Genomic DNA, 22,616 nt, shown 5'->3' with positions numbered 1-22,616 from the left:
TGTGGAGCTGTGTATTGTTTTACAAAAGCATTTGATTTAATCACGATACTCAGATACGCAAAATTTAATAATCGATGTGATTATTTTATCGTTCGAATGTGCTCAAAGTTAAGATTTGGTTGTTTGTTGTTCAGTAGGATTACGTAGGCGAGAACTTTGGAGAAGCCCTTGTGCTTCTAAAATTGGATAGATCATTGAGGTTAAAAGAGAGTTGATTTGTTTTAGATCGCGTACAGTGTCGAGATGAAGACTGGACGACTCTATGTTTTTAAGATCACCTTCACGAAGGCGTTTAAAATGCTTTAAATTCATCTCTTTTTCTAAGTTTCGGAGCTGATCTTTTTTCTGCACCAGTAAATGCGCAGTATGTGCATCACGCGAGACAAGAACATTAAATGCGATATGTGCATTTGCTAGAACAATGGCATGGAATTGCAGGAGGTCATTCCATCCATCGCTGCTAAATTGTAGGGCTTTTTGTTTTTTCTTTTTAACCAGTGTAAGCATATTATGAATAATAATGTCTCCTGCCTGATCTAATTTTATACAAGCACCTAGAAGTTCTTGTGTTTGAAGGGCTTGTTCATCAGACAATTTTTGTCCAGCTAATTGTGCGAGATAAAGTTTGATTGCGATATGCTTTTTGTCCAATATAGTGTTTAGCTGGTTAAGCTCACGGATGATGTCGGGGTCAGGTTTTTCATAAAGTCCCATGATTTTTCTTAGCATGATATCCACAAGATCACAAATATGAATGACCTCACGCATGACATTAGAAAGTGCTAAAGTTGGGCGTTCAAGAACACTATCATCAAGAGCTGTTTGATCAGATAAATTAAGTATTTTATCGCTTTGCGTTTTTTTTGTACTTATATAGACAATTTTAGTGGTTAGTTTTAAAACCCATTTCGAGAGTGGTATTCCAGCAAGGAGAGTGAAAATGTTAAAAATAATATGGGCGTTGATAACTTGAGTAGAGGGGGCATTGCCAAGCCATGTGATTGGTGGTTGAAAAGAAAGAAATAAGATGAGGATAAAGATTGAACCGGCACCACGCATGAGTAAATTCCCCAAGGGAACGAGGCGAGCATTAGGGGAGGCATTTCGTGTTAAAATCGGGGCTATAAGAGAAGAACCAAAATTAACGCCAAGGACCATTACAACACATAGTTGGGCGTGGATAAGGTCATAGTTGGCAAAATTGACCAGCAAAATAATTCCTGCAATGGATGAATGTAAAAGGTAAGTTAGTGCTGCTGCCAACAAAAAAGTGGAAATAGGATCGGTTGAAAGATAACGAATAATGCTAGGCAGAACAGCACTGTCACGTAAAGGTTCTGTGGCTGCGCTTATCATTTGTAAAGATAAAACCAAAAGACCAATACCAATGACAATACGCCCTACTTGACGCCAATCACGTTTTTCAGTTGTCATGAAGATACATGTGCCAATTAAAAGGCATATTGGCACAACAAGTGTGAGGTCATAGGAAAGAATTTTGACAACGAATGCCGATCCTAATTCTCCCCCACGTACAGCCATAAGTCCTGCTAATCCAGAGACAAAACCAGATTCAACAAAAGAACTAACAAGGAGCGTTATTGCTGTAGAGCTTTGTAAAATCATTGTTGAAAAAAGTCCAAAACTTACAGCAAACAACGGTTTGGAAATGACGTAGCGCATTTTATATTTAAGCCGGTCACCATAGGCACGTTCAACACCTGTGCGTACCATACGTGTAGCCCAAAGAAGTAAAGAAACAGCGCCTGCAAGATGAAGGAGTACCAATGAACTATTCATGATACTTTTTCTTTCTCTGTTGTTATAAATATGGTTGATCTAAAAAATCGATGAATTGAGATTTATCGTTTTACTGTTCTTTCATTTTTAATACATGATGAAAGTCATAGCCACTTGGATTTTGAAAAATCTTTAGACCAAAGCTAGGAAGGATGGAATAAAGGTGGTCAAAAATATCAGATTGAATTTGTTCATACTCTAGCCAAACAGTTGTGTTGGTAAAACAATAAATTTCCAAAGGTAAACCATTGGGTGTAGGAGGCAATTGTCGTGCCATCAGAGTCATGTTTTGTTCGATATTTAAATGATTTTTTAGGTAAGCAAAAACATAAGCACGGAAAGTTCCAATGTTAGTTAAACGGCGGGTATTGGCTAACACGTCGTGATTTTTATCTAATTGAGTATTCCATTCATTGATTTCTGGTATTTTTTGTGTGAAATAATTTTCTAACAAATTAAATCGGGAAAGATATTCTTGTTCCTCTTTTGTGTGAAAACGGATACTTGATTGGTCAATAAAGAGGGATCGTTTAATACGTCGTCCACCTGCTTCTTCCATTCCACGCCAATTCTTAAAAGGGTCCGTCACCAATTTACGGATAGGCACAGTCGTGATTGTTTTATCAAAATTTTGAACTTTAACAGTATGAAGTGCAATTTCAGTGACATCACCATCTACATCAAGACTGGGAATTTGAATCCAATCACCAACACGTACCATATCGGTGGATGAAATTTGGATACCTGCAATGAGAGAAAGGAGCGTATCTTGGAAAATCAGCATGAGGACAGCAGCCATTGCACCAAGACTGGATAGAAGGATAAGCGGTGAGCGGTCAATTAATGTAGCTACCATGAGAATTGCAGCTACAGTAAAAAGCGCAATTTTAGCGATTTGAATATAACCCTTTATTGGTTTTAACCGCGCTGTCGGCTGTTGTGCATAAAGGATATTAATAACATTAAGAAGAGAAGAAATTGCTAAAACAACAACAAAAATAATGAAGGCATTAGCAACATTGCCTATAATAGTACTGAGTGCATCAGGGAGTGTTTGGATAAAATCAATGCCGATTGAGAGAGTAAAGGCTGCAACAGTGTTAGCTATGTAGCGAATGGTGGCCTCAATATCAACGGTGGTATTTTTAGGGAGAAAAGAAGAAAGCCGTTTTGCTCCATGCGAGAGGAGGCTTCGTGCTAAAAAGTTGATTAAAAGCGCAATGATGATAAGAACAATGAGCCAAACAACAGATTCTAGCAAAGGATATTGAACAAGAAATTTTATCACTTTTTCACTCTCCATTTCTGCAAAATATGCGGTTGAGCCTTTAAAATTTTTCAACCGCTTAAAAGGAAGTATTGGAATTATGCTCTAAAGTGGTTAAATATGCAAAAAAGAATTTTAAAACTCTGTGAGAGATAATGCGCTTTCCGCCTGATTTCCTTGATGATCTCCGCACTAGATTACCAATTTCAACAGTTATTGGCCAAAGGGTGGTATTTGATCCCCAAAAAAGCAAGCCTTCGCGAGGAGATTTTTGGTGTTGTTGCCCATTTCATGGTGAGAAAACTCCAAGTTTTCACTGTAATGATCGTAAAGGACGCTATTATTGTTTTGGCTGTGGTGTGAGTGGTGATATTTTTACTTTTCTTTGTGAGCTTGATGGATTGCGCTTTTCAGAAAGTGTAGAGCGTTTGGCTGATTTTGCGGGGATAAAATTACCTCTTTTTGATCCACAAAGTCATAAACGTCAAATGGAAAAAGCTGATCTTTATGATGTTATGGGAATAGCTACAAATTTTTTTCAACAGAGCTTGTATGATAAAGCAGGTGTTCAGGCGCGTCGTTATCTTGATGCGCGGGGGGTGACGCCAAAGCTTGCCGAGCGTTTTCGAATTGGTTTTGCTCCAATGAAACGTACAGCTTTGAAAGAAGCTTTAGGCGCGCGCGGTATTTCAATAAAACAAATGGAAGATTGTGGACTTCTTAAATTGAGTGAAGATAATACGATTTCCTACGATCGATTTAGAAATCGTATTATGTTTCCTATTGAAGATTTACGCGGACGTGTGGTGGCTTTTGGAGGGCGTGCGTTGGAGAAAGATACGCCGGCAAAATATCTCAATAGCCCTGAAACGGTGCTGTTTCATAAAGGAAATATGCTTTACAATGCAGCAGCAGCTCGCAAAGATAGCCGCTTCGTTGGCGATGAAAAAGTTCATTCGCTCCTTGTTGTTGAAGGTTATATGGATGTGATTGCGTTGACTAAAGCTGGTTTTGAAGGAGTGGTAGCGCCTTTAGGGACAGCATTAACGGAAGCGCAAATTGGGCTTTTATGGCAAATGGGGAGTGATCCTATTTTGTGTTTTGATGGTGATGATGCTGGTTTAAAAGCAGCTTTTCGTGTTGCTGATCGTGTGCTTCCCCTTTTAAAGACCGGGGTTTCTGTGCGCTTTGTTTTGTTGCCACAAGGTAAAGATCCAGATGAAATTATTGCTGCTGGTGGCGCACAACTTTTTTCTTCTTTTTTGCAAAAAGCGATTCCGTTAATTGAGCTTTTATGGTGGCGTGCTGCTTACGGAAAGAATTTTGAAACTCCAGAAGCACGAGCGGCGCTAGAAAAGCAACTGAAACAGCAAATTTTTACGATTAAGGATGAAGATATACGCCGTTATTATTTGCAGGATATAAAGAAACGGCTTTTTGATTTTTTTCGTCCCTCTTTTTCGAAAAAAAAAGATGCAGGGCAATATCAACAGTATTCCCCAACTAGAATATTTAAAGGTCAATCTTTTTCTGTTTTGGAAAATTCTGATATGGTGCGCAATTCGTCGCAATCTATACCTCTGCGCGAGGCCGTTATTTTATCGATTTTAGCTTACTATCCTGAGCTATGGTATGAAAATTTTGAAGTGCTTGCTGAATTAGAATTACAAAACACTCAATTAGTCTGTTTTCATCAATCTATGTTGGAAATTCTTGGGAACCAGCAACTTCATGATAAAGAGACAATGGTTGCGCTCTTAGAAGAAAAAGGGCAAAAAGCTCTGTTAGAGCGTATGAAACATCTTGTGCAACATGTTGGTATGCGTGCTGTCTTTATTGGAGCTCCTGTAGAAGATGCTCGTGCTATATTAAAACAGGCCATCTACTTGCATCTTCAAGAACACCACCTACATAAAAGATTACAAGATATTGAAGAGCAACTCGTAAAGAATCCTAAGAGTGAGGTTTTTAATTTGCTTCGTGAGACAAAAAGTGAGTTAGAAAGAATGCGAGAAACAGAAGCGTTAATTGAGGGATTTGGAAGTTGGTTGGATGAAAAAGTAGACGAGAATAACAAAGATACGATAAAATGATTCGCTTTTTTGATGCGAATCAGTCACCTAAAGCGTAAGATGAGGGAGTTCATGTAGAGCGTAGAGCAGCATCTTTATAAAAAATGACGATTAGATTTTAGGAAAAGCGGGAAATTGGTTCTTACTTGTAGGATACAGAGATTATCTCAGAAAGGTTGAGAGGTGTCGGGGAAACTTCTGAAGTTTTCCCGCGTTTTTGTGTGAATGAAGGGTGTATACAAAATGTATTCTTTCAAATAGTAATCTCCTCTAAAAGGGGGAATATTGTGAAAAACTGTTAGTACGCTTAAATGAGAATGCGAAAAGCTGGTCACGTGGAAGCTGTGGAGTGATCAAGTGGAGTTACGGTATGGCAACAAAGGTTAAACAGAAAGATAGTGTAGAAGTAATGAGCCAAGCGAGTTTGGATGGTCCTCTTCTTGATTTTTCTGATGATGCCATTAAGAAAATGGTTAAGCTCGCCAAAAAAAATGGTTATGTGACGATGGATGAACTGAATGCAGTTCTTCCTTCTGAAGAGGTTACGTCTGAACAAATTGAAGATATCTTAGCGATGTTTTCTGAAATGGGTATTAATGTTGTGGATGATGAAGATGAAGTCGATTCTGAACATTATGATGGAGGAATTACGGTAGAGGGGGGGGATTTAGTAGAGGCCTCTAGTCACGCGATCGCTACGACAACGAATAAGCGTGAAATAACAGATCGTACTGATGATCCGGTGCGTATGTATTTACGTGAGATGGGAGCTGTTGAACTGCTGTCGCGGGAAGGCGAAATTGCCATTGCTAAGCGTATTGAAGCAGGTCGTGAGACAATGATTGCAGGACTTTGTGAGAGTCCTTTGACTTTTCAAGCCCTTATTATCTGGCGTGAAGAATTGAAAGAGCAGCGTATTCTTCTTCGTGAAATTATTGATCTTGAAATGACTTATGCTGGTCCGGAAGCTAAGCAGGCTCCTATCGTTGAACGAGGTGAAATTGATAAAATAAAAGAGGAAAAAACATCTCATAGCACGCGTAATATGCTGGGTATTGAAGGAGATAGAGGCATTGAGGATGATGAAGAGGACGATGACGAGGTTAATTTGTCGCTTGCTGCAATGGAAAGTGAACTCTGTCCTCAAGTAATGGAAACATTGGATTTCATTGCTCAAACCTATGTAAAATTGCGAAAATTACAAGATCAGCATGTTGAGAGTAGTTTGGCAGATCGTAAAGAGGGTGCTCTTACACCTTCTCAGAGGAAAAAGTACATTCAATTAAAGGGCGAGTTGATTCAAGCAGTAAAATCCCTTTCTTTGAACCAAAATCGTATCGAATCTTTGGTTGAGCAACTTTATGACATCAATAAGCGATTGATTCATAATGAGGGTAAGCTGAAGCGGATTGCTAATAGTTATGGCATTGGTCATGAGGACTTCTTAAAAGAATACCAAGGACGCGAATTAGATGCAGATTGGATAAATTATATTGCAACTTTGCCAGGATCTGGTTGGAAAGAGTTTTCAACGCGTGAAGAAAAAGAAATTCAAAGGCTGCGTTGCGAGATACAAAATCTTGCACAGGAGACGGCTATTTCGATTGGCGAATTTCGTCGGATTGTTACGCAGGTGCAGAAAGGCGAACGCGAATCAACAATTGCTAAAAAAGAAATGGTGGAGGCTAATCTACGTCTCGTGATTTCAATTGCAAAAAAATATACCAATCGTGGTTTGCAGTTTCTTGATCTTATTCAAGAAGGTAATATCGGTTTGATGAAAGCCGTGGATAAATTTGAATATCGGCGTGGATATAAGTTTTCAACTTATGCAACATGGTGGATTCGTCAGGCAATTACCCGCTCAATTGCTGATCAGGCACGTACTATTCGTATCCCTGTTCATATGATTGAAACAATTAACAAAATTGTTCGTACTTCCCGACAGATTTTACATGAAATTGGACGTGAGCCCACACCAGAAGAATTGTCTAGTAAGCTTTCTATGCCGTTAGAAAAAGTACGGAAAGTTCTTAAAATTGCAAAAGAGCCTATTTCACTTGAAACGCCTGTTGGTGATGAAGATGATTCCCATTTGGGCGATTTTATTGAGGATAGGAATGCGTTATTGCCGATTGATGCTGCTATTCAGGCGAATCTGCGGGATACAACAACACGCGTCCTTGCTTCATTAACGCCACGTGAAGAACGTGTTTTGCGAATGCGTTTTGGTATAGGGATGAATACCGATCATACGTTGGAAGAAGTTGGTCAACAATTTTCAGTGACTCGGGAGCGTATTCGACAGATTGAAGCAAAGGCGCTTCGTAAGTTGAAGCATCCTAGCCGTTCGCGCAAATTGCGTAGTTTTCTCGATTCCTAAATAAAGGAATTTGTACCTTTTTCAAGGATGTATCTTTTCTTGATGAATGTGGGTAAAATAGCTTTTGAGATGCTTTTTAAAGAAAGAGGCGGGTAAGTATTGTAAAATATTTGTGATGTCTAAGAGTTCTGTTGGCTTTGATGTTTGTGCTTTTATCTGCAAAGATAACAAGATAGGTGGCATAATATTCTATGGTGGTTTCTCAACGAAATAAACGCGGTGTTCTAAGCATTCTTTGTGAGTGTCGTAAAGCTTGCGAGTTCCTTAAGAGATGTAATATCTTAAAGTTAACTTATTGAAAAATATAGGCTTTTTATGACGAAATGCACGTTTTCTCTTGTACTAATGAGACTTTTACAGAAGCGATTTATGCAGATATGTGGGAGTTTAAAAATTCCATTTTGATGGATGTTATTGTTTTAGATTGTAAAATATTAACTGCGTGTTAAGATCTTTTCCTATGTTTCTCATAAGGGATATTTTTATGCATTATTTTTCTTTATATGAGATGTTTGCTAAAAATGAAATATATCTTTTTTTAATTGATTTTAAAAAGATTGTCTTAAGGCCACAGAGTGGATTGAATGTTTTTTAAGAAACAAAAATTGGTGATATTGTAAGGATTAAGTTTTGTTTATTTCGCTTGTTGATAGATTTTTTATTTCAAAAAGATATAGCCGGTCTTATGAGTGAAAAAACTCCCTTTTGGAAAGTAAAAAAATTAGAAGAAATTTCCATTTCTGAGTGGGAGAGTCTCTGCGATGGCTGTGGGCGTTGTTGTTTGCATAAGGTAGAAGATGATGATACTGGAAATATCTATACAACCAGTGTAGCTTGTCGTCTTTTAGATGGGGAAACTTGTCGATGTCGGGACTATATTCATCGTCAATCAATTGTTTCAAACTGTATATCGTTAGATGTTGCAACGGTTAAAAAAGCTCGCTGGCTTCCGGAAAGTTGTGCTTATCGGTTGATTAATGAGGGAAAAGATCTTCAATGGTGGCATCCATTAGTGTCAGGAAATTGGCAAACGGTGCATAAAACACAATTTTCTGCCCGTGGACAGATAGAAATTTACGAAGACGAATTATCGTCTGAAGAGGCTTATCTCGACCATATCACCGGTCTCCTCTGTGAAGGCCAATGATATGATTATTTCACGCAATAATTGATGACATTATATGACTTATTCTATAGCAAATACTGCGCTAACACTGACATTATAGCTCAACTCACCCCCTGAAAAATTTGTATCGGCGTAGCTTGCATGTGTTGCACTTCTCATAAGGCGTGGCGTTGGATAATAATTGTCATTATTTTCATTGATTGCAATGATTTTTCCTAATTTCAAATTCGCTGCTTGTGCTATAGTTTCTGCTTTTTCAATGGCTTCAGCGATAGCTTTTTTACGTGCTTCTTGGTAAAATGGCTTTGTATCGGCGTTGGTAAAGGTGATACCATTAACTGAATTAACGCCGAGCGCCATTGCTTGATCAAATATTTTACCAGCATTGGCAAGATCACGAATACGTACTGTTAAAGAATTTGAAACATGATATGGTCTTTCATCGTTCTTTTTTTCGTGATGTTTATCGGGGTTAGATTGATAAATGGATAAGCCTGATGTTTGCAAATCATTTGCTTGTATACCGTTGTTCTTAAAAGCATTTACAATATCATTCATAGATTTGTTGTTAGCTGCTAATGCTTTTTGGGCAGTTTTGTCATGTGTAACAATGGCTAGATTTATAATCGCCATATCCGGTGCTGCCTGGCTTTCGCCGGTTGCGGTAACTGTAATAGTTGAGTTTTTCATTTTGCTTTCTTCAGCGTGCACGGTGAGCGAACTGGCTAGCAGTGCGACTGCCATCACAGCTATTTTAACTCTATAATGGTTTAACGGTTGGAAAATTGTTTTTGTCATCTCTATTCCTTTATATTTGTCGGTTTATTACTTTCTCATTTTTGGGAGTTTTTGTAAAGGAATTAGGGCACTAGAGAAAAAAACCGATAGATAAACAGAAAAAGATGGATAATAATTCGAGTAGGCCCTTGTATCATAGGGCGTTTTAGTTTAGAGAAAAGCAACCTGTGTGGGGCCTGTAGCTCAATTGGTTAGAGCCAGCGGCTCATAACCGCTTGGTTGGGGGTTCGAGTCCCTCCGGGCCCACCATTTATAGAATAAATAGGTTATAGAGAAGTTTAGAGATTTTGCTTCCATTGTTCTTTTGAGTTATTTTCTGTTTATCTTGAATCTTTTTGTGGTTTTCTTGAATATTTTGTTGCGCGTGGTTTCTTATCAGTCTTTTTAGTATCGAGGGATATTGTATTATCTTAAGGCCAGCCAAAATTTTGTTTTTGTTCGTGGTATTGTAGCATTTGCATTAGCTGGTAGGTGTTGCTGCCTACTTTCTCAATATCTATTCTGATTTTTCTTAAAAATAGATACTTTATCCTAATAAGACCAATTTTAAAATTTTTGGCGTGTTTTGGTAAAATTGGAAGAAAAGCTTTTATCTTAAATCAGCTTTTTTCTGTTTTGGAATAAATAGCATTATTTATTATGCTTTTTCGGAATCTCAGAACTGTATCATTTTAATACAAATCTGGTGGTCTAAGCCTGTATAAAAGAAAGTGGGTCACAGACATTTATGTATATCGTGGGAGAAAAAATTATAACGTTTGTCACTATTTTATTTTTTAAGCTGAAAATCTATTTTATTTTATTGTAGATACTTGTACAATTTATGTACCGGTATCATTAAGGCTTGACCCATTGTACCTTTTTAAGTATTGCTATCTCTGTTCATGACAGACCTCTATGCTGGTATTTCTAGGGAGCTTTCGGAGAGAAGGTAGCCTTTTTTAGAAAATATGTCGTAGAGTTCTAGGCAGCGCTGATGTTCATAAAAACTATATATATCGCGTCGTTATGTACTTGTTTTGCTATATTGTTTAAAAACATAGATAGTGCTGTGTAGAATAAAATTGTGATATATTTTTCGTTCAAAATAAGATTTTTCATATTTTCTTACATAGAGGACAGCAACGTCTTCAGAGATATTTTCACATCAATTAGTCATTGGTTTGATTCACAAGATCTGATTAACATTATTAGCGTTGTTGATAAAAGTGATGATGCCATTTTTTCATAAAAAAGTCCGGACTGTGCGATGTTTTCTGTTTCACCATGGTACATAACTAACAGAATCCCGTCTGATTGTATAAGACCAGTTTGTACACAATTGCTTCCATACTGCCTATTGCAAATATTTTTTTGTAATGTATGGGACATGTATGAACGCTTTAGCGTTAGTCATTTTGACTACATGGAGTATAACGATGAAGAATAGCGAAAAATTTGAGGCAGCTTTGTCTGACATTATAGTGAAATGGGAGGCCTTGTCGATAGCTCAAAAGCAAGAGATATTGAAAATAGTAGAAAGCTCTACAACTTCTGATCAGTCAATAGAACACTTAAAGCTTCAATCTTCTTTTTATCTCCAGACGAAATCAAAGCGATGAGTTTTAAATCTTCATCGGAAATGTTAAAACCGGTTATTACATATATAGCGCTAGCATTTCCGAGTGTGTTAAGAATAGCCATCAATTTATCTACAGAGGGTCTTTTTCCTCCATTTATCATTTGTTGTACGTAGTTTTGTCCACAGCCTGCTGCTTTGCTTATTTCAATCATTGTGCGTCCGTCACTTTTTATCAATTCAATTAAGCGTTGGAACCAATCTTTTTCAGTCTTTTTCATTTTTAGACCTTTACACATTTACGCTATAGCGTTAATATTGAACTGCGAATCTAGAGTAGATGATATAAGGAGCGTGAGAATATCCATGCGTAGCTTTTCGCTTATGGAGGATAGATGGTCTTTTTTAACTAATAACAAGATGTCCCCATGCACTTTCAGATTCGAATCAATACAAAATGGTTACTTAGTTCCACGATTGTGACAGGATGGATGCGTATGACCAGATATGGAAATACACTTGGTGTGTTCATGAAATGTTGCCGATGATATACGCAGTGTCACTATAAATCAAGATATACCCTAACATTGGCATTTGTAAGGAATTTCTGCGTCGAGGCGGTGCGCAGATGGAATAGAGCTTTACAGCCTTAAGAGCAGGATGATGGCTGTAAAAAATGTAAATTCATGAGCACAGGATGTCATTTTTTTGTTTTAATAGATTAGGTTGCTTCCAGATGGTATATCACATGTGGGCGTTGAGGGACTTTGTAAATGTCAAAAAAAGTGTTTTTGGTGATTTTATAGAGTTTAAAGGTACTCTTCGTTATGAAGATGATTGTTGGGGGAAATATCATATAAGCGATAAATGCTGTATCAAAGGTGGGTGTGCTTTTACCGATACTATTATGGCTTATAATAGTACTCGTGTTTGCAATGGCAGCACTATTTATGACAATGCAAAGATGTATTGTATATTGCTTTTTTCTAGTGGTGTCCGTTTTTACGACAATGCTGAGGTTTGTAACTATGAAGGTTTTCGTAATGGTAAAGAAATCCGCATAGATAACCGTATTGTACATATTACAAAAAAGGTAAACAAAAACAACGCGAGGGAGTCACGTGTGAAGTTTACCACGCCGTTAGCATTGTTTGAAATTATTTGTGTTGCTACGTTTTATATAAATAAATGTAACGCAAACATATTGGCGTGAGAGTATAGATTTAGGCAGCTTTCATGGGGTTATTTTACATCATTTGTTAGAGTGTTTTGCGGAAAGAATAAGCTTACCAAGCGTGATTTGTTGCACTTGGCATGTACAATTTTTGGCATTCTTTTTTATGGAGGATTGAACCAGACAAATTGGTCGGAATGATCAATTTAATGACAGTTAAAGGAGATCAAAATGAGTGTAAATGAAATTTTATTAGCAGCTGTAATTATTATTGTGCTTTTGAGTGGTATTATGTTTCGTTTTGCTTTTTATTATCGCGATCAGGTTAAAGCTCTTAAAGAAGAGGCAAGAAAGATCAAGCACGAGTTCTTAAGAGATTCTATGAAGATGACTAAAGAACGAGATAGGGCAATTAGAGATCAAAGTATGGTGATTAAAAGACGTGATCAAGCAATTGAAAAACTGAAAAAACAAATTAAGCAGCACGAAGAAGTTATAAAACAACATCAGGAAGCAATTAAATCTGAAGATGATGCGAAGAGATGATTTATCCATATTTACATTGGATTTGTATATTAGAAGATTTTGGTAACGTGAGGTTTGGGACAACAAGAGAGGTAAGCTTTTGTCATAAAAGCAAATGTTGGGTTGGTGGTGAAATTATGTTTTGGGGTAATACTCAAGTTTATCGAAAGGTAGTTGTTGATAGTAACATAAGAGTTTATAGCGATGCACTAACTTATAGATATACTAAAGTTATTAAGGATATACATATATGATCCTAGAACTGTTTGTGGTGTGTACGTATTGCTGCGAATAATATTGAAGGTGGTACGTTCACTTGGGGAATGAAGTGTATTATGATAAAAATGTCTCAAGAAATTAGTATATCAGCAACAAGAAAAAAGCTTCCTGTCCTTTAGAAGATGAAGCGGTCAAGAAAATAGGAAGAGAAGAATGTACGCAGAAGACATCGGTTATTTGATAAAGCAATCATATTCATAACTTATGATTTACATGTACTTTATTAAATTTATTACTTATACGAACAGATACAAAATCTAAGAGAGTTGCTGATTGTCAGTTCAATGCAGCTTGATAATTATTTTATATACAAGCTATAGCATACACTGTTATCCAGGTTGCTTGCGTATATTATGAATCATATAACCACAACTCCTCCATTGAAGCAAACTAACCACTTCATTGTTTATCATAAAAGCATGAGATTAAAAATATACGAAGTAGAATTTTGTTTTAATGGTAAAGAACGTTAAGATCGCAGTTCTCTAATAAGAGCTTTATGCGTAATTTCTCTTATCTGCTCAATATTTATCAGGATATCTTGTTTCGTTGGATAACCCTTACTAGAAAAAGCAATCTTCTGTTCATCTCCTGAAATTAGACGCCAGTACCATTGATTGTGAACTCCTTGAAACACCTCAAAATACATGCTTTCTCCCTCATAAAATAGCCGATAATTTGCAGGATAAATATTCAACCAATCTGACTATAAGCATTAAGCTATGTTTCAATAGTAAGTAGTCAATATATTCTCCTTAAATTTTTTTTGATCTCAAACAATAATTTTTATGAGAACTACATTCTGTAACAAGAAAATATTTATTGTCAATAAGGTATAAATAGGTATTTCATAATATAAAGCTGTTTTTTTTAATTTAATTATGTTGTATTCCTATTTGGATTAGGAATTTTTTTTCATTTTTATTAGGAATATGTATTTAATTATTTTACTATAGAAACAAACTTTATACAGCACACTAAATCTTACCAGCATGGAAAAGGTAAGCGTTTCTTTCCATGCTGATAAATCTTACATCTATTTTGCTATCCTTTATGATAAGGACATCTATTGATTAGCTATAATTTCTTTTTGCGATATGCTGCGAATGAGTAAATCAATGAACAAGCTGAGAGTATAAGAATTAGCCATTTTTGCTTTCATATCAATTAAAGAAGTTGCAACTTTTGGGCTAAGGCTATTAGATAAACCTTGTCTTGACAAAAATTGCTGCAATTTTTCATAAGAGCTGTCAATTTTTTCTTGATTTGGTTTTTCACTACTGTCACCGCTGGTAAGAATTTCTTCAAGACTCTCAATTTTTTTTATAAAATAGTTCCAATCAAAGTCACCTTTAGTATACTCAGTGTCAAACATTTTTCCCTGTCCTGTTAGAAGCCAATTAATATTGACACCGTACAATGTGCGATATGTTTGTAAGACACTAAGATTAGGCTCCCTTTCTCCACGCTCATAAAAAGCAATGGAATTTTTTGTCATGCTAAAACTTTTCGCTAGTGTTTCACGTGATGGATCCCCTAAAGCAAGGCGTACATAACGCAAACGTTTTCCAAATACAGTTTTTGATTCAGTTTCAGGACGGGCCACGAATTATCTCCCTCAGTAAATCATCATGGTATAGAGTTTAACCGATAAAGGCACACTATGTATTAATATTTCATGATGTAATGTCAATATTTATAGTTTTATTTCTCTTTATTTTTTTCTAAATTTAGTGGATAGAAAGCTATTTTCAATTTATTATATTGCATATTACTTAAAACTGGTATTCATTTCAAACAAAATGATAAAATTGTTGGTTATTTTCTTGTTTTTTCTATAGTAACTTCCATATGAAACTGCCGTGTAGGGCTTTTCTATCTTTGCGTTAATAGATGTAATCTTTTGATTCGCACTACAGACGAATGAAAGAAATGGATTTTTAGGAGTGATCATGGCCCTATTAGGTTATTTTAGGTGGGCTTTTTTTTTCACAATTGTTGGTGTCTTTATGGGAGGGGCGATTGGTTGGTTTGAAACAAAAAGTGTTACTGGTTTTCTTAAATATTTTTTCATTTGCTGTGTTTTAGGAATTTTGGAAATTTCTTTATCTTTTGATAATTCTATTATCAACGCTCGTGTTCTTGGAAAAATGGATCCATTATGGCGCCGTCGTTTTTTAGTATGGGGTATTTTGGTGGCTGTGTTTGGGATGCGGATTGTTTTTCCATTGCTGGTGGTTGCTGTTGCTGTTGGGATTAACCCCATTGCAGCCGTAAAGTTAGCAATATGGGAACCACATCAATACGCTGCAATTTTAACAGATGCTTATGTGGGAATTGCAGCTTTTGGGGGAACTTTCCTGATAATGGTTGGTTTGAGATATTTTCTTGATCCTCAAAAAGAGGTGCATTGGCTTGCTTTTATAGAAAAGCCTGCGCAAAAGTTTGGGGCGCTTGTTGGCATTGATATTGCAATCGTTTTAGTTTTGATATTGTTCTTTTCAGAACAGATTGTAAGAGAAGATAAAACGACGTTTTTATTAGCGAGCCTTTATGGACTTTTGACGTTTATAGGTGTCGAAGCTATTGGTTCGCTTTTGGATGGTCCAAAAGCGGCTTTAGCTACCGTTGCTAAAGGGGGAGCTGGAGCTTTTCTTTATCTAGAGATTCTAGACGCTAGTTTTTCTTTTGATGGTGTTGTTGGTGCTTTTGCTTTTTCACACAACCTTTTTATTATCGCAATTGGTCTTGGTATCGGTGCGTTTTATGTTCGTTCTATGACGATTATGTTGGTCGAATCAGGGGTATTGTTGCATTATCGTTATTTGGAGCATGGTGCTTTTTATGCGATTTTGGTACTTGCGGTGATTATGTATCTGCAAACTGTTATATCGGTTCCTGAAATACTAACAGGATTGGTAGGGGGGGGGATTATTGGAATGGCGTTTTATGCTTCTCTTCGTTTTAAGCGTCATCACCTGAATGAACATGGTGTATCTAAGTAAATTGAAAATTGCTTATGCGTTGTGATAGCAAGACAGAGAAAAGTGTTTTAGGAAGCCATTAAAAGTTCTATACCAGATTCGTTCATAGTTTTAAGTATAGTGTTAAGAGACCCGTTGAGATCAATACCAGCACAGGCGTTTAATGAAACACTTACTTTAAAGCCGCATTGTGTGGCGTGAAGTGCGGAAAATCCCACACAAAAATCGGTTGCTAAGCCACATATCGCCAGCTTTGTAAAACCATGTTCTCTGAGATAAACTTGTAAGCCTGTTGGTGTTTTTTGATCATTTTCAAAAAAGGCGGAATAGCTATCAATTTTTTTATTATAACCTTTTCTAAGGATAAGTTGCGCCTTCTCAACTCTGAGAAATGGGTGAAAATCTGCTCCTTGTGTTCCTTGTATGCAATGATCAGGCCAAAGTATTTGAGGGCCATAATCAAGCTCAATGGTATCATAGGGCGCTTTTCCAGGGTAGGAAGAAGCAAAGCTGCAATGATTTTTTGGATGCCAGTCTTGGGTTAAAATGACATGGTCAAAATGATTTATGAGATTATTGACAGCGGGTAAAATGGCATCGCTTTGTGGTACTGCAAGTGCCCCACTTGGTAAGAAATCATTTTGAACATCAATAACAATTAAAGCTTTTTTTTCCATGAATATATTCCTGTAAGAGACTTGCTCTTTATGATACATTTAAGAGGTTATATTTTCATCTTGTGGAAGTTTTGAAATAATTTCGTGGATATTGGTATTATTTTTATAATTATCAATCCAAAAAAGGGGAAGTGATAAGTTTTTACAATTCGTTTTATAGTTTTTTACAAATTGCAACCATGTACCAATGGGAAGTGCACTGTAGTCACAAATTGCTACATGTCGGTGTAAAGCTTTCATGATCATCAGGCTTGGAACGTCAGATCCCATAAGGCGGCGGTCATTTTGTAAACACAATTTGAGCCATAGTAAAGCAAGGGATGAAGTCCATTGCTTTTCGTGACACAAAATTGATGAAAAAAGAGAGTTTTTTTTTACCGCGTAATCTAAAGCCCATAAAGCAAAAAAAGAGGGGGCATAGAGAATTGGTTTTTTTGGGGGGGGTATATTGCATTGATAAGTCGGTTTAATACGATAAAAATACAATGTTGTATCTGGTAAGGAAAAGATGGGTGATGTTTGATAGCATGTTTCAGGTACAGCTAAGAGGATTTTTTTTTATTTGTCGAGGGTGTATTTTTTTGCATTCAGAACCATAGTGGGGCTTGTGAGATTAGAAAAAATGTATCAATATTAAAATGCAAAACTCTTGCGTTGAACATAAATGTTGCTTATCCGAAGTTTAAGGAAAGCGAAAGCATTTTTTCAAAGTCCTAATTCTAATACCACACAATATTTAAAGAGAAGTTTATGGCACGTCAATTTATCTATCACATGGCTGGGCTTACCAAGGTTTATGGTAATAAGAAAATTTTGGAAAATATTCATCTGTCTTTTTATCCAGATGCAAAAATCGGTATTTTAGGGCCAAATGGTGCAGGTAAATCAACCATTTTACGGATTATGGCTGGGCTAGATAAGGAATATATCGGAGAAGCATGGCTTTCTGAAGGAGCACGTTGTGGTTATCTGCCTCAAGAGCCTCTTCTTGATGTGAGCAAAGATGTACGTGGTAATGTGATGGAGGGTGTTGCAGATAAGCAGGCAATTTTAGAGCGTTATAATGAATTGATGATGAATTATAGTGAAGAGACAGCTGATGAAAGTGCGCGTCTTCAAGATATCATCGACAGTCAAAATCTTTGGGATTTAGAAAGTCAAGTAGAAATGGCTATGGCTGCCCTTGATTGTCCGCCAGCCAATGAGGATGTGATAAAGCTCTCGGGAGGTGAGAAGCGGCGCGTTGCGCTTTGTAAATTGCTTTTGTCGAAACCTGATTTATTGCTTTTAGATGAACCAACAAACCATTTGGATGCTGAAACTACAGCTTGGCTTGAAAGGCATCTACGTGAATATCCCGGTGCGGTGCTTTTAGTGACGCATGATCGTTATTTTCTAGATAATGTAACGGGATGGATTTTAGAATTAGATCGCGGAAAAGGTATTCCTTATGAGGGGAATTATTCTGCTTATTTGGGATCTAAAGCCAAACGTTTGGCTCAGGAAGGGCGTGAAGAGGCTGCTCGTCAGCGTGCGCTGTTACGCGAAAAAGAATGGATAGCTTCTAGTCCAAAAGGACGACAAGCAAAGTCAAAAGCGCGGATTAAAGCGTATGATGAATTGGTTCAGGCTGCAAATGAGCGCCGTCCTGGAGATGCACAGATTATTATTCCTATCGGCGAAAGATTGGGGCAGGTTGTCATTGAAGTTGATAACCTCTCTAAGGCATATGGAGAGCGTGTGTTGATTGATGGTCTTTCTTTCAAGCTTCCTGCTGGTGGAATTGTTGGAGTCATTGGTGCCAATGGTATGGGAAAATCTACTTTGTTTAAAATGTTGACGGGTCAGGAACAACCGGATTCAGGTCAAATACGCATCGGCGAAACAGTTCACATGAGTTACGTTGATCAGAGCCGTGATTCATTGGCGGGCGATAAAACCGTTTGGGAGGAAATTTCCGGCGGAAATGACATTATTAAATTAGGTAAATATGAGATGAATAGCCGCGCTTATTGCGGTGCGTTTAATTTTAAGGGTGCAGATCAACAGCAAAAAGTAGCAAGTTTATCAGGAGGACAGCGTAATCGCGTGCATTTGGCCAAGCTTTTGAAAGAGGGAGGTAATGTTCTTCTTCTTGACGAACCAACAAATGATCTTGACACTGAAACGTTGGGTGCATTGGAGGATGCGCTGGAAAATTTTGCTGGTTGTGCGGTTATCATATCGCATGATCGTATGTTTCTTGATCGATTGGCAACGCATATTTTGGCCTTTGAAGGTGATGGACATGTAGAGTGGTTTGAAGGTAATTTCGCAGAATATGAGGCTGATAAGGTTCGTCGTCTTGGATCAGAGGCTCTTAATATGAAGCGTGGGAATTATAAGCCACTTACACGCTAGCATTGCTTGTTTATTTTTCCCTTTTATCTCAGCAAATCGTGATGCTTTCAGTGTTACTTTTATTCTTCAGGAGATACGTTATCATACTTTTTCTAAAGTATAATAAGAGTTTAGCATTTATCTAGGTTGTAATAGAGAATCATAGGTCTTCATATGCAGTTGGGTGTATGGTTGGAATACCAGTAACTTTGCCATCATTGTTGTGAAATGGCGGGGAGGGGTTTTTCATTTTTTAGCAATTGTCCATTTTTATCTTATCAAAAAACAGTACGAACAGAAGTGATACAACTATATGTCTTCTGCTTGATTTTCTATTTGTAGGAATAAATGCTCGCCTGAGCAGTAAGGAATATTTATGGAAAAAGTAGAAAGTTTGGATGTGATGATTGTGTTGCTAAAAGCGATGGCAGAGACGAGTCGTTTGCGCATCATTGCACTTTTGTATCACGAAGATTTAACAGTAGCGGACTTTATATTTATCCTTGGTCAGTCGCAATCGCGTGTATCACGGAATTTACGTTTATTGTGAGAAGCACAATTGATTGAGCGTTATCAGAAGGGGGGGAAGGGTTTATTTTAAGCTTTGTCATAGTTGTTTGGCTAACAGCTCTTCCAGAGCATGATTTAATGTTTGTGCACGATTTGGTACGTTTAGTAAATGTGAAAAAACAGCGCCAAAACAAGAGAAATAAGGATTTCTCACAAAATGTGGCGCAATGGGGAGGCATTACGGTTATCGTATATTGCAGATCACTTGGTAGAAAACGCTTTACTTGAAATCATTGGTGATAAACCATTTGAGACTATGCTGAGTGTTGGTACGGATACAAGTTATCTCTTGCAATTGTTTTCAGGTCTTTATACGCGTGCTGTTGAAGTTGCGTTTGATAGCGATGTTTTGCATTTATCTGTTGGAGATGCAACTTTTGACTTGGTTATTCTTTATTGGGCAGAATCCTGAGATAGTTCTTAATGAGGCAGCACGTGCTTTGCATCTTCATGGGAGTTTGCTGATTGTAGATTTTGTTTGTTATGAAGTTGATTATTTATATTTTTCTCACGCTTATAGGTATTTTGGATTTCCAGATTCACAAATAGAACAATGGCTTAAAAAAGTAGGGCTTATTCTAGAACAAACGGCTTATCTTGCTTCTTTGCCCAATAAAAATAATGAAGGGTTAATGGGTAAGCTTTGGCTCGCATATGATCCGCGTTTGCTGGTTGATGATATCAAAGACGAAAAAGCAGACTTTGCATAATTATATTTGTTAACGTGCTTCATTTTTCGGCATTTCTCAATTAGAAGTGTAGAAGTGCGAAAATGGGATTTTAGTAAGTCTTTGAAGAGTTGTCGCTTTTGGGGTGTGCATTGTGTTTTTTCCATGAGATTACTGATGCTTCAAGAGATGTATGTGTAGATGTATCAGTTAACGGGATTTTTATAGAGATGGGGCTATAATGGCAGTCATTTAATGCATGTTGATACAGTATTTGCTGATTGACTAGTTGATTGATTTTATGAATGTTAATTTTAGGCGTAAGAATATTTTCTTGTTTTAAACTTTTTTATTTATAAATCAAAAGTCGTTTGTTTCTATGTTACAAGAGAAATTAATATACGAATAAAAATCATTTGAACAAGTGGTAAATATGTCTCTTAAATCGTTGATATGCAAGAATGGTCAGATATTGGAAGTAGGTAAATATAGTATGGTATTGGGATGTAGCGTCACTGAGTATAAAGATAGATAGTTCTAATAGATCTTGTAATTTTATCTTTCACAAATAGGGTTGGAGGATGAGATTAGAGGTAAGGTGAGATCCTTTTTAAGCAAATAGGCGAATGCGTAATCCAAAGATGTAAGGTTCTTCGTAAGAGATGTTCTTCCCTTGAGAAGGATGAACAGTAAAAAAGAAGGTACTATACAATTTCTTTAAGAGCGGATAGCATATAAAAGTCTTCGAATACAGAAGCTATAATTTTATCACTTTCTTGAGTGATTATTTATATCGTAAAGATTGGAAGAAATTCTCCGCACTGGTCGTTGTTTATGATATGTTGGAATTTGTTTCTTGTTGTCAATTAATCTGTAGCTATTTTAGACTAAAATAATGGACGATTCTAAGAAGATTACGTTTAGAATTTCGATTTTTGTGGTGGTAACTGCGGAACAAGTGACTGCTGCTTTTATGCATTTTGCCCATCATAAGGGGAGTTTGTATAACTTACTCATGTTGTTAAACTTTTACGGTTATGCGATTTTTGGGGGGAAGGTTATTTTGCAAATTGTGATGATTGCAGATTCTTCTTGTTGATGCTTATTGAAATAAAATTGCTTCAAATTGGATCATTTTGAATATTTTTTGCCTAAATTTTTCCATTTTTGAACGATTTATAATTTTTTTATGTTTTTTTGCGTGGAAGATGATAAGAATTTCTTGTTGTTTAAAACATTTTATTCCATAGCAAGGATATTGTGTTGGCTACATTAGTAGTTGATACGAAAGACGATCGGGGAACCTCCTCCCCCCCCCCCCCGCGTGGATCCCTTAGATTGTCTGGCCTGGCTGGGGTTTTCCTCAGTCAGGTTTTTTGGGTTTTGGTATTGCGGTTTTTAGAGTGTTGTTAAGGGGAAAAAATGTAGGCACTTTGGCTCGTATGGTGTTTGTATATTAAAGAGAGATACTAGATTTTTTTAGTGAGTGGTGCTATTTAGAGGGATGTTTTGTGTGCTATGATGCTTAGGTAAGAGATGATGGGGTTTTGCTGGCGTCGTATTGTTTTTGTTTTATTTGTGTTTTTAGTATTTTTCGTTAGTTTTTTTACTTTTCGGAATGCTTCTGTTTATAGATTTTTATTTAAACGATCTTTTTCTTCTCAGCAGGTTGATGTTACAGAGGAGGCACTTCTAGAGAGATTAGCAGTGTCTTTTCCTGATATTATAACACAGCTCTCTAAGCTGGATCCTGAGCAACAAAAGCAACTAATTGAGTGGGTGCGTCGCGATGTAGTTGCTGCTGCTTCTGCAGGTGGTAAGAATAATGAACAGGCTCAAAAGCTGGGTAAAAAGGTTGCTATGGCCTTATCGAGAGCGGTTTCTCACCCTTCTATTGCTGATACTTATTTTTAATTGTTTCTTTAAATTATACATTTACGATTAATCTTAAAAGTGCTTCTATGGTTTTCGTGGATTTTGAAAAATGTGCAGGGAAGATACTATTGATTTTATTTTACCTCATAGGGTGATAAAAGTAGCAAAGTGCCTGAATTTTTTTTCATGTGAATTTTAAAAATTTTGTCCGTTTCTATGATTTCTAGAGATAGCAGTGAGGTTGTGCAAGGTTTATGAAATCATCGTATGCGGGTGAAATACTTAAATAGGAATGAATAATGTAAATTTTTATATAGATGTTCTTGAGATTTTTCGTGTTGCCTCCTTTATAGAATTTTTCAAAAAACGGACAGAGTAATTATTAAGTTTTGCTATACAATCAGAGACCGATGTGCTTGTGTGTATTTGTGCGTTTCCTATACATAATGGTTGTTTTTGGTAGACGACTTGTTTAGCATGG

General features: G+C 36.8%; 17 protein-coding genes, 1 tRNA gene and 2 pseudogenes. 12 read left to right on the top strand and 8 right to left on the bottom strand.

The genetic code is table 11. The features are described from left to right. Nucleotides 1-108: 108 nt before the first annotated feature. Nucleotides 109-1,800, bottom strand: coding sequence for a Na/Pi cotransporter family protein (locus V4P57_RS05725; RefSeq protein WP_455465632.1), 1,692 nt, complete (start codon nucleotides 1,798-1,800; stop codon nucleotides 109-111). Between the two features lie 70 nt (nucleotides 1,801-1,870). After that, nucleotides 1,871-3,088 (bottom strand): mechanosensitive ion channel family protein, encoded by a 1,218-nt coding sequence (locus tag V4P57_RS05720; protein ID WP_455465631.1) that lies wholly within the window; start codon nucleotides 3,086-3,088, stop codon nucleotides 1,871-1,873. 134 nt (nucleotides 3,089-3,222) lie between these two features. On the opposite strand from V4P57_RS05720, the gene dnaG reads away from it, so the two are divergent. The 3 genes from dnaG to V4P57_RS05705 all read left to right on the top strand — a co-directional run bounded on the left by dnaG (nucleotide 3,223) and on the right by V4P57_RS05705 (nucleotide 8,669). Continuing rightward, nucleotides 3,223-5,160 (top strand): DNA primase, encoded by a 1,938-nt coding sequence (gene dnaG / locus V4P57_RS05715; protein ID WP_455465630.1) that lies wholly within the window; start codon nucleotides 3,223-3,225, stop codon nucleotides 5,158-5,160. Between the two features lie 349 nt (nucleotides 5,161-5,509). Next, entirely contained in the window at nucleotides 5,510-7,522 is a 2,013-nt protein-coding gene (gene rpoD, locus V4P57_RS05710; protein WP_455465629.1) for an RNA polymerase sigma factor RpoD, read from the top strand. A gap of 685 nt (nucleotides 7,523-8,207) precedes the next feature. Continuing rightward, nucleotides 8,208-8,669 carry a YcgN family cysteine cluster protein gene (locus tag V4P57_RS05705; RefSeq protein WP_455465628.1) on the top strand — a complete coding sequence of 154 codons (462 nt, stop codon included), beginning with the start codon at nucleotides 8,208-8,210 and terminating at the stop codon, nucleotides 8,667-8,669. 39 nt (nucleotides 8,670-8,708) lie between these two features. Here V4P57_RS05705 and V4P57_RS05700 read toward each other — a convergent pair whose 3' ends face one another. Next, entirely contained in the window at nucleotides 8,709-9,446 is a 738-nt protein-coding gene (locus V4P57_RS05700; RefSeq protein WP_455465627.1) for an SIMPL domain-containing protein, read from the bottom strand. Nucleotides 9,447-9,618: 172 nt separating this feature from the next. On the opposite strand from V4P57_RS05700, the gene V4P57_RS05695 reads away from it, so the two are divergent. Then, a tRNA-Ile gene (locus tag V4P57_RS05695) sits at nucleotides 9,619-9,695 on the top strand. Between the two features lie 1,169 nt (nucleotides 9,696-10,864). Continuing rightward, nucleotides 10,865-11,047 carry a hypothetical protein gene (locus V4P57_RS05690; RefSeq protein ID WP_455466978.1) on the top strand — a complete coding sequence of 61 codons (183 nt, stop codon included), beginning with the start codon at nucleotides 10,865-10,867 and terminating at the stop codon, nucleotides 11,045-11,047. Here V4P57_RS05690 and V4P57_RS05685 read toward each other — a convergent pair. Continuing rightward, nucleotides 10,971-11,285 carry a helix-turn-helix domain-containing protein gene (locus V4P57_RS05685; protein ID WP_455465626.1) on the bottom strand — a complete coding sequence of 105 codons (315 nt, stop codon included), beginning with the start codon at nucleotides 11,283-11,285 and terminating at the stop codon, nucleotides 10,971-10,973. The genes V4P57_RS05690 and V4P57_RS05685 overlap by 77 nt on opposite strands. A gap of 467 nt (nucleotides 11,286-11,752) precedes the next feature. Here V4P57_RS05685 and V4P57_RS05680 point away from each other — a divergent pair, with 467 nt between their 5' ends. Both V4P57_RS05680 and V4P57_RS05675 read left to right on the top strand, forming a co-directional pair. Then, a complete protein-coding gene (locus tag V4P57_RS05680) occupies nucleotides 11,753-12,217 on the top strand; it encodes a hypothetical protein (RefSeq protein WP_455465625.1) in 465 nt (154 codons plus the stop codon). 192 nt (nucleotides 12,218-12,409) lie between these two features. Further along, a complete protein-coding gene (locus V4P57_RS05675) occupies nucleotides 12,410-12,724 on the top strand; it encodes a hypothetical protein (protein WP_455465624.1) in 315 nt (104 codons plus the stop codon). Nucleotides 12,725-13,451: 727 nt separating this feature from the next. Here the strand turns inward: V4P57_RS05675 and V4P57_RS05670 are convergent. Continuing rightward, nucleotides 13,452-13,631 carry a YegP family protein gene (locus V4P57_RS05670; protein WP_455465623.1) on the bottom strand — a complete coding sequence of 60 codons (180 nt, stop codon included), beginning with the start codon at nucleotides 13,629-13,631 and terminating at the stop codon, nucleotides 13,452-13,454. A 417-nt stretch (nucleotides 13,632-14,048) separates the two neighbouring features. Next, nucleotides 14,049-14,588, bottom strand: a complete 540-nt coding sequence (locus tag V4P57_RS05665; RefSeq protein WP_455465622.1) for a helix-turn-helix domain-containing protein — start codon at nucleotides 14,586-14,588, stop codon at nucleotides 14,049-14,051. A 346-nt stretch (nucleotides 14,589-14,934) separates the two neighbouring features. On the opposite strand from V4P57_RS05665, the gene V4P57_RS05660 reads away from it, so the two are divergent. Continuing rightward, nucleotides 14,935-15,987: a DUF475 domain-containing protein gene (locus tag V4P57_RS05660; RefSeq protein ID WP_455465621.1), complete on the top strand. Its 1,053-nt coding sequence runs from the start codon at nucleotides 14,935-14,937 to the stop codon at nucleotides 15,985-15,987. Nucleotides 15,988-16,034: 47 nt separating this feature from the next. Here the strand turns inward: V4P57_RS05660 and pncA are convergent, their stop codons facing one another. Next, entirely contained in the window at nucleotides 16,035-16,643 is a 609-nt protein-coding gene (gene pncA / locus V4P57_RS05655) for a bifunctional nicotinamidase/pyrazinamidase (RefSeq protein WP_455465620.1), read from the bottom strand. Between the two features lie 39 nt (nucleotides 16,644-16,682). Continuing rightward, nucleotides 16,683-17,230: pseudogene (locus V4P57_RS05650) on the bottom strand (hypothetical protein). Between the two features lie 163 nt (nucleotides 17,231-17,393). On the opposite strand from V4P57_RS05650, the gene ettA reads away from it, so the two are divergent. The 4 genes and pseudogenes from ettA to V4P57_RS05630 all read left to right on the top strand — a co-directional run bounded on the left by ettA (nucleotide 17,394) and on the right by V4P57_RS05630 (nucleotide 22,174). Next, nucleotides 17,394-19,043, top strand: coding sequence for an energy-dependent translational throttle protein EttA (gene ettA / locus V4P57_RS05645; RefSeq protein ID WP_455465619.1), 1,650 nt, complete (start codon nucleotides 17,394-17,396; stop codon nucleotides 19,041-19,043). Between the two features lie 355 nt (nucleotides 19,044-19,398). Next, nucleotides 19,399-20,302, top strand: a pseudogene (locus V4P57_RS05640) (ArsR family transcriptional regulator). Nucleotides 20,303-21,155: 853 nt separating this feature from the next. Beyond that, a complete protein-coding gene (locus tag V4P57_RS05635; protein ID WP_455465618.1) occupies nucleotides 21,156-21,359 on the top strand; it encodes a hypothetical protein in 204 nt (67 codons plus the stop codon). 440 nt (nucleotides 21,360-21,799) lie between these two features. After that, a complete protein-coding gene (locus V4P57_RS05630) occupies nucleotides 21,800-22,174 on the top strand; it encodes a hypothetical protein (RefSeq protein ID WP_455466977.1) in 375 nt (124 codons plus the stop codon). Nucleotides 22,175-22,616 lie beyond the last annotated feature (442 nt).

The organism is Bartonella sp. B39 (assembly GCF_053795145.1).
The sequence above is the reverse complement of the archived record's forward strand: the minus strand, read 5'-3'. Positions and strand labels throughout refer to the sequence as shown.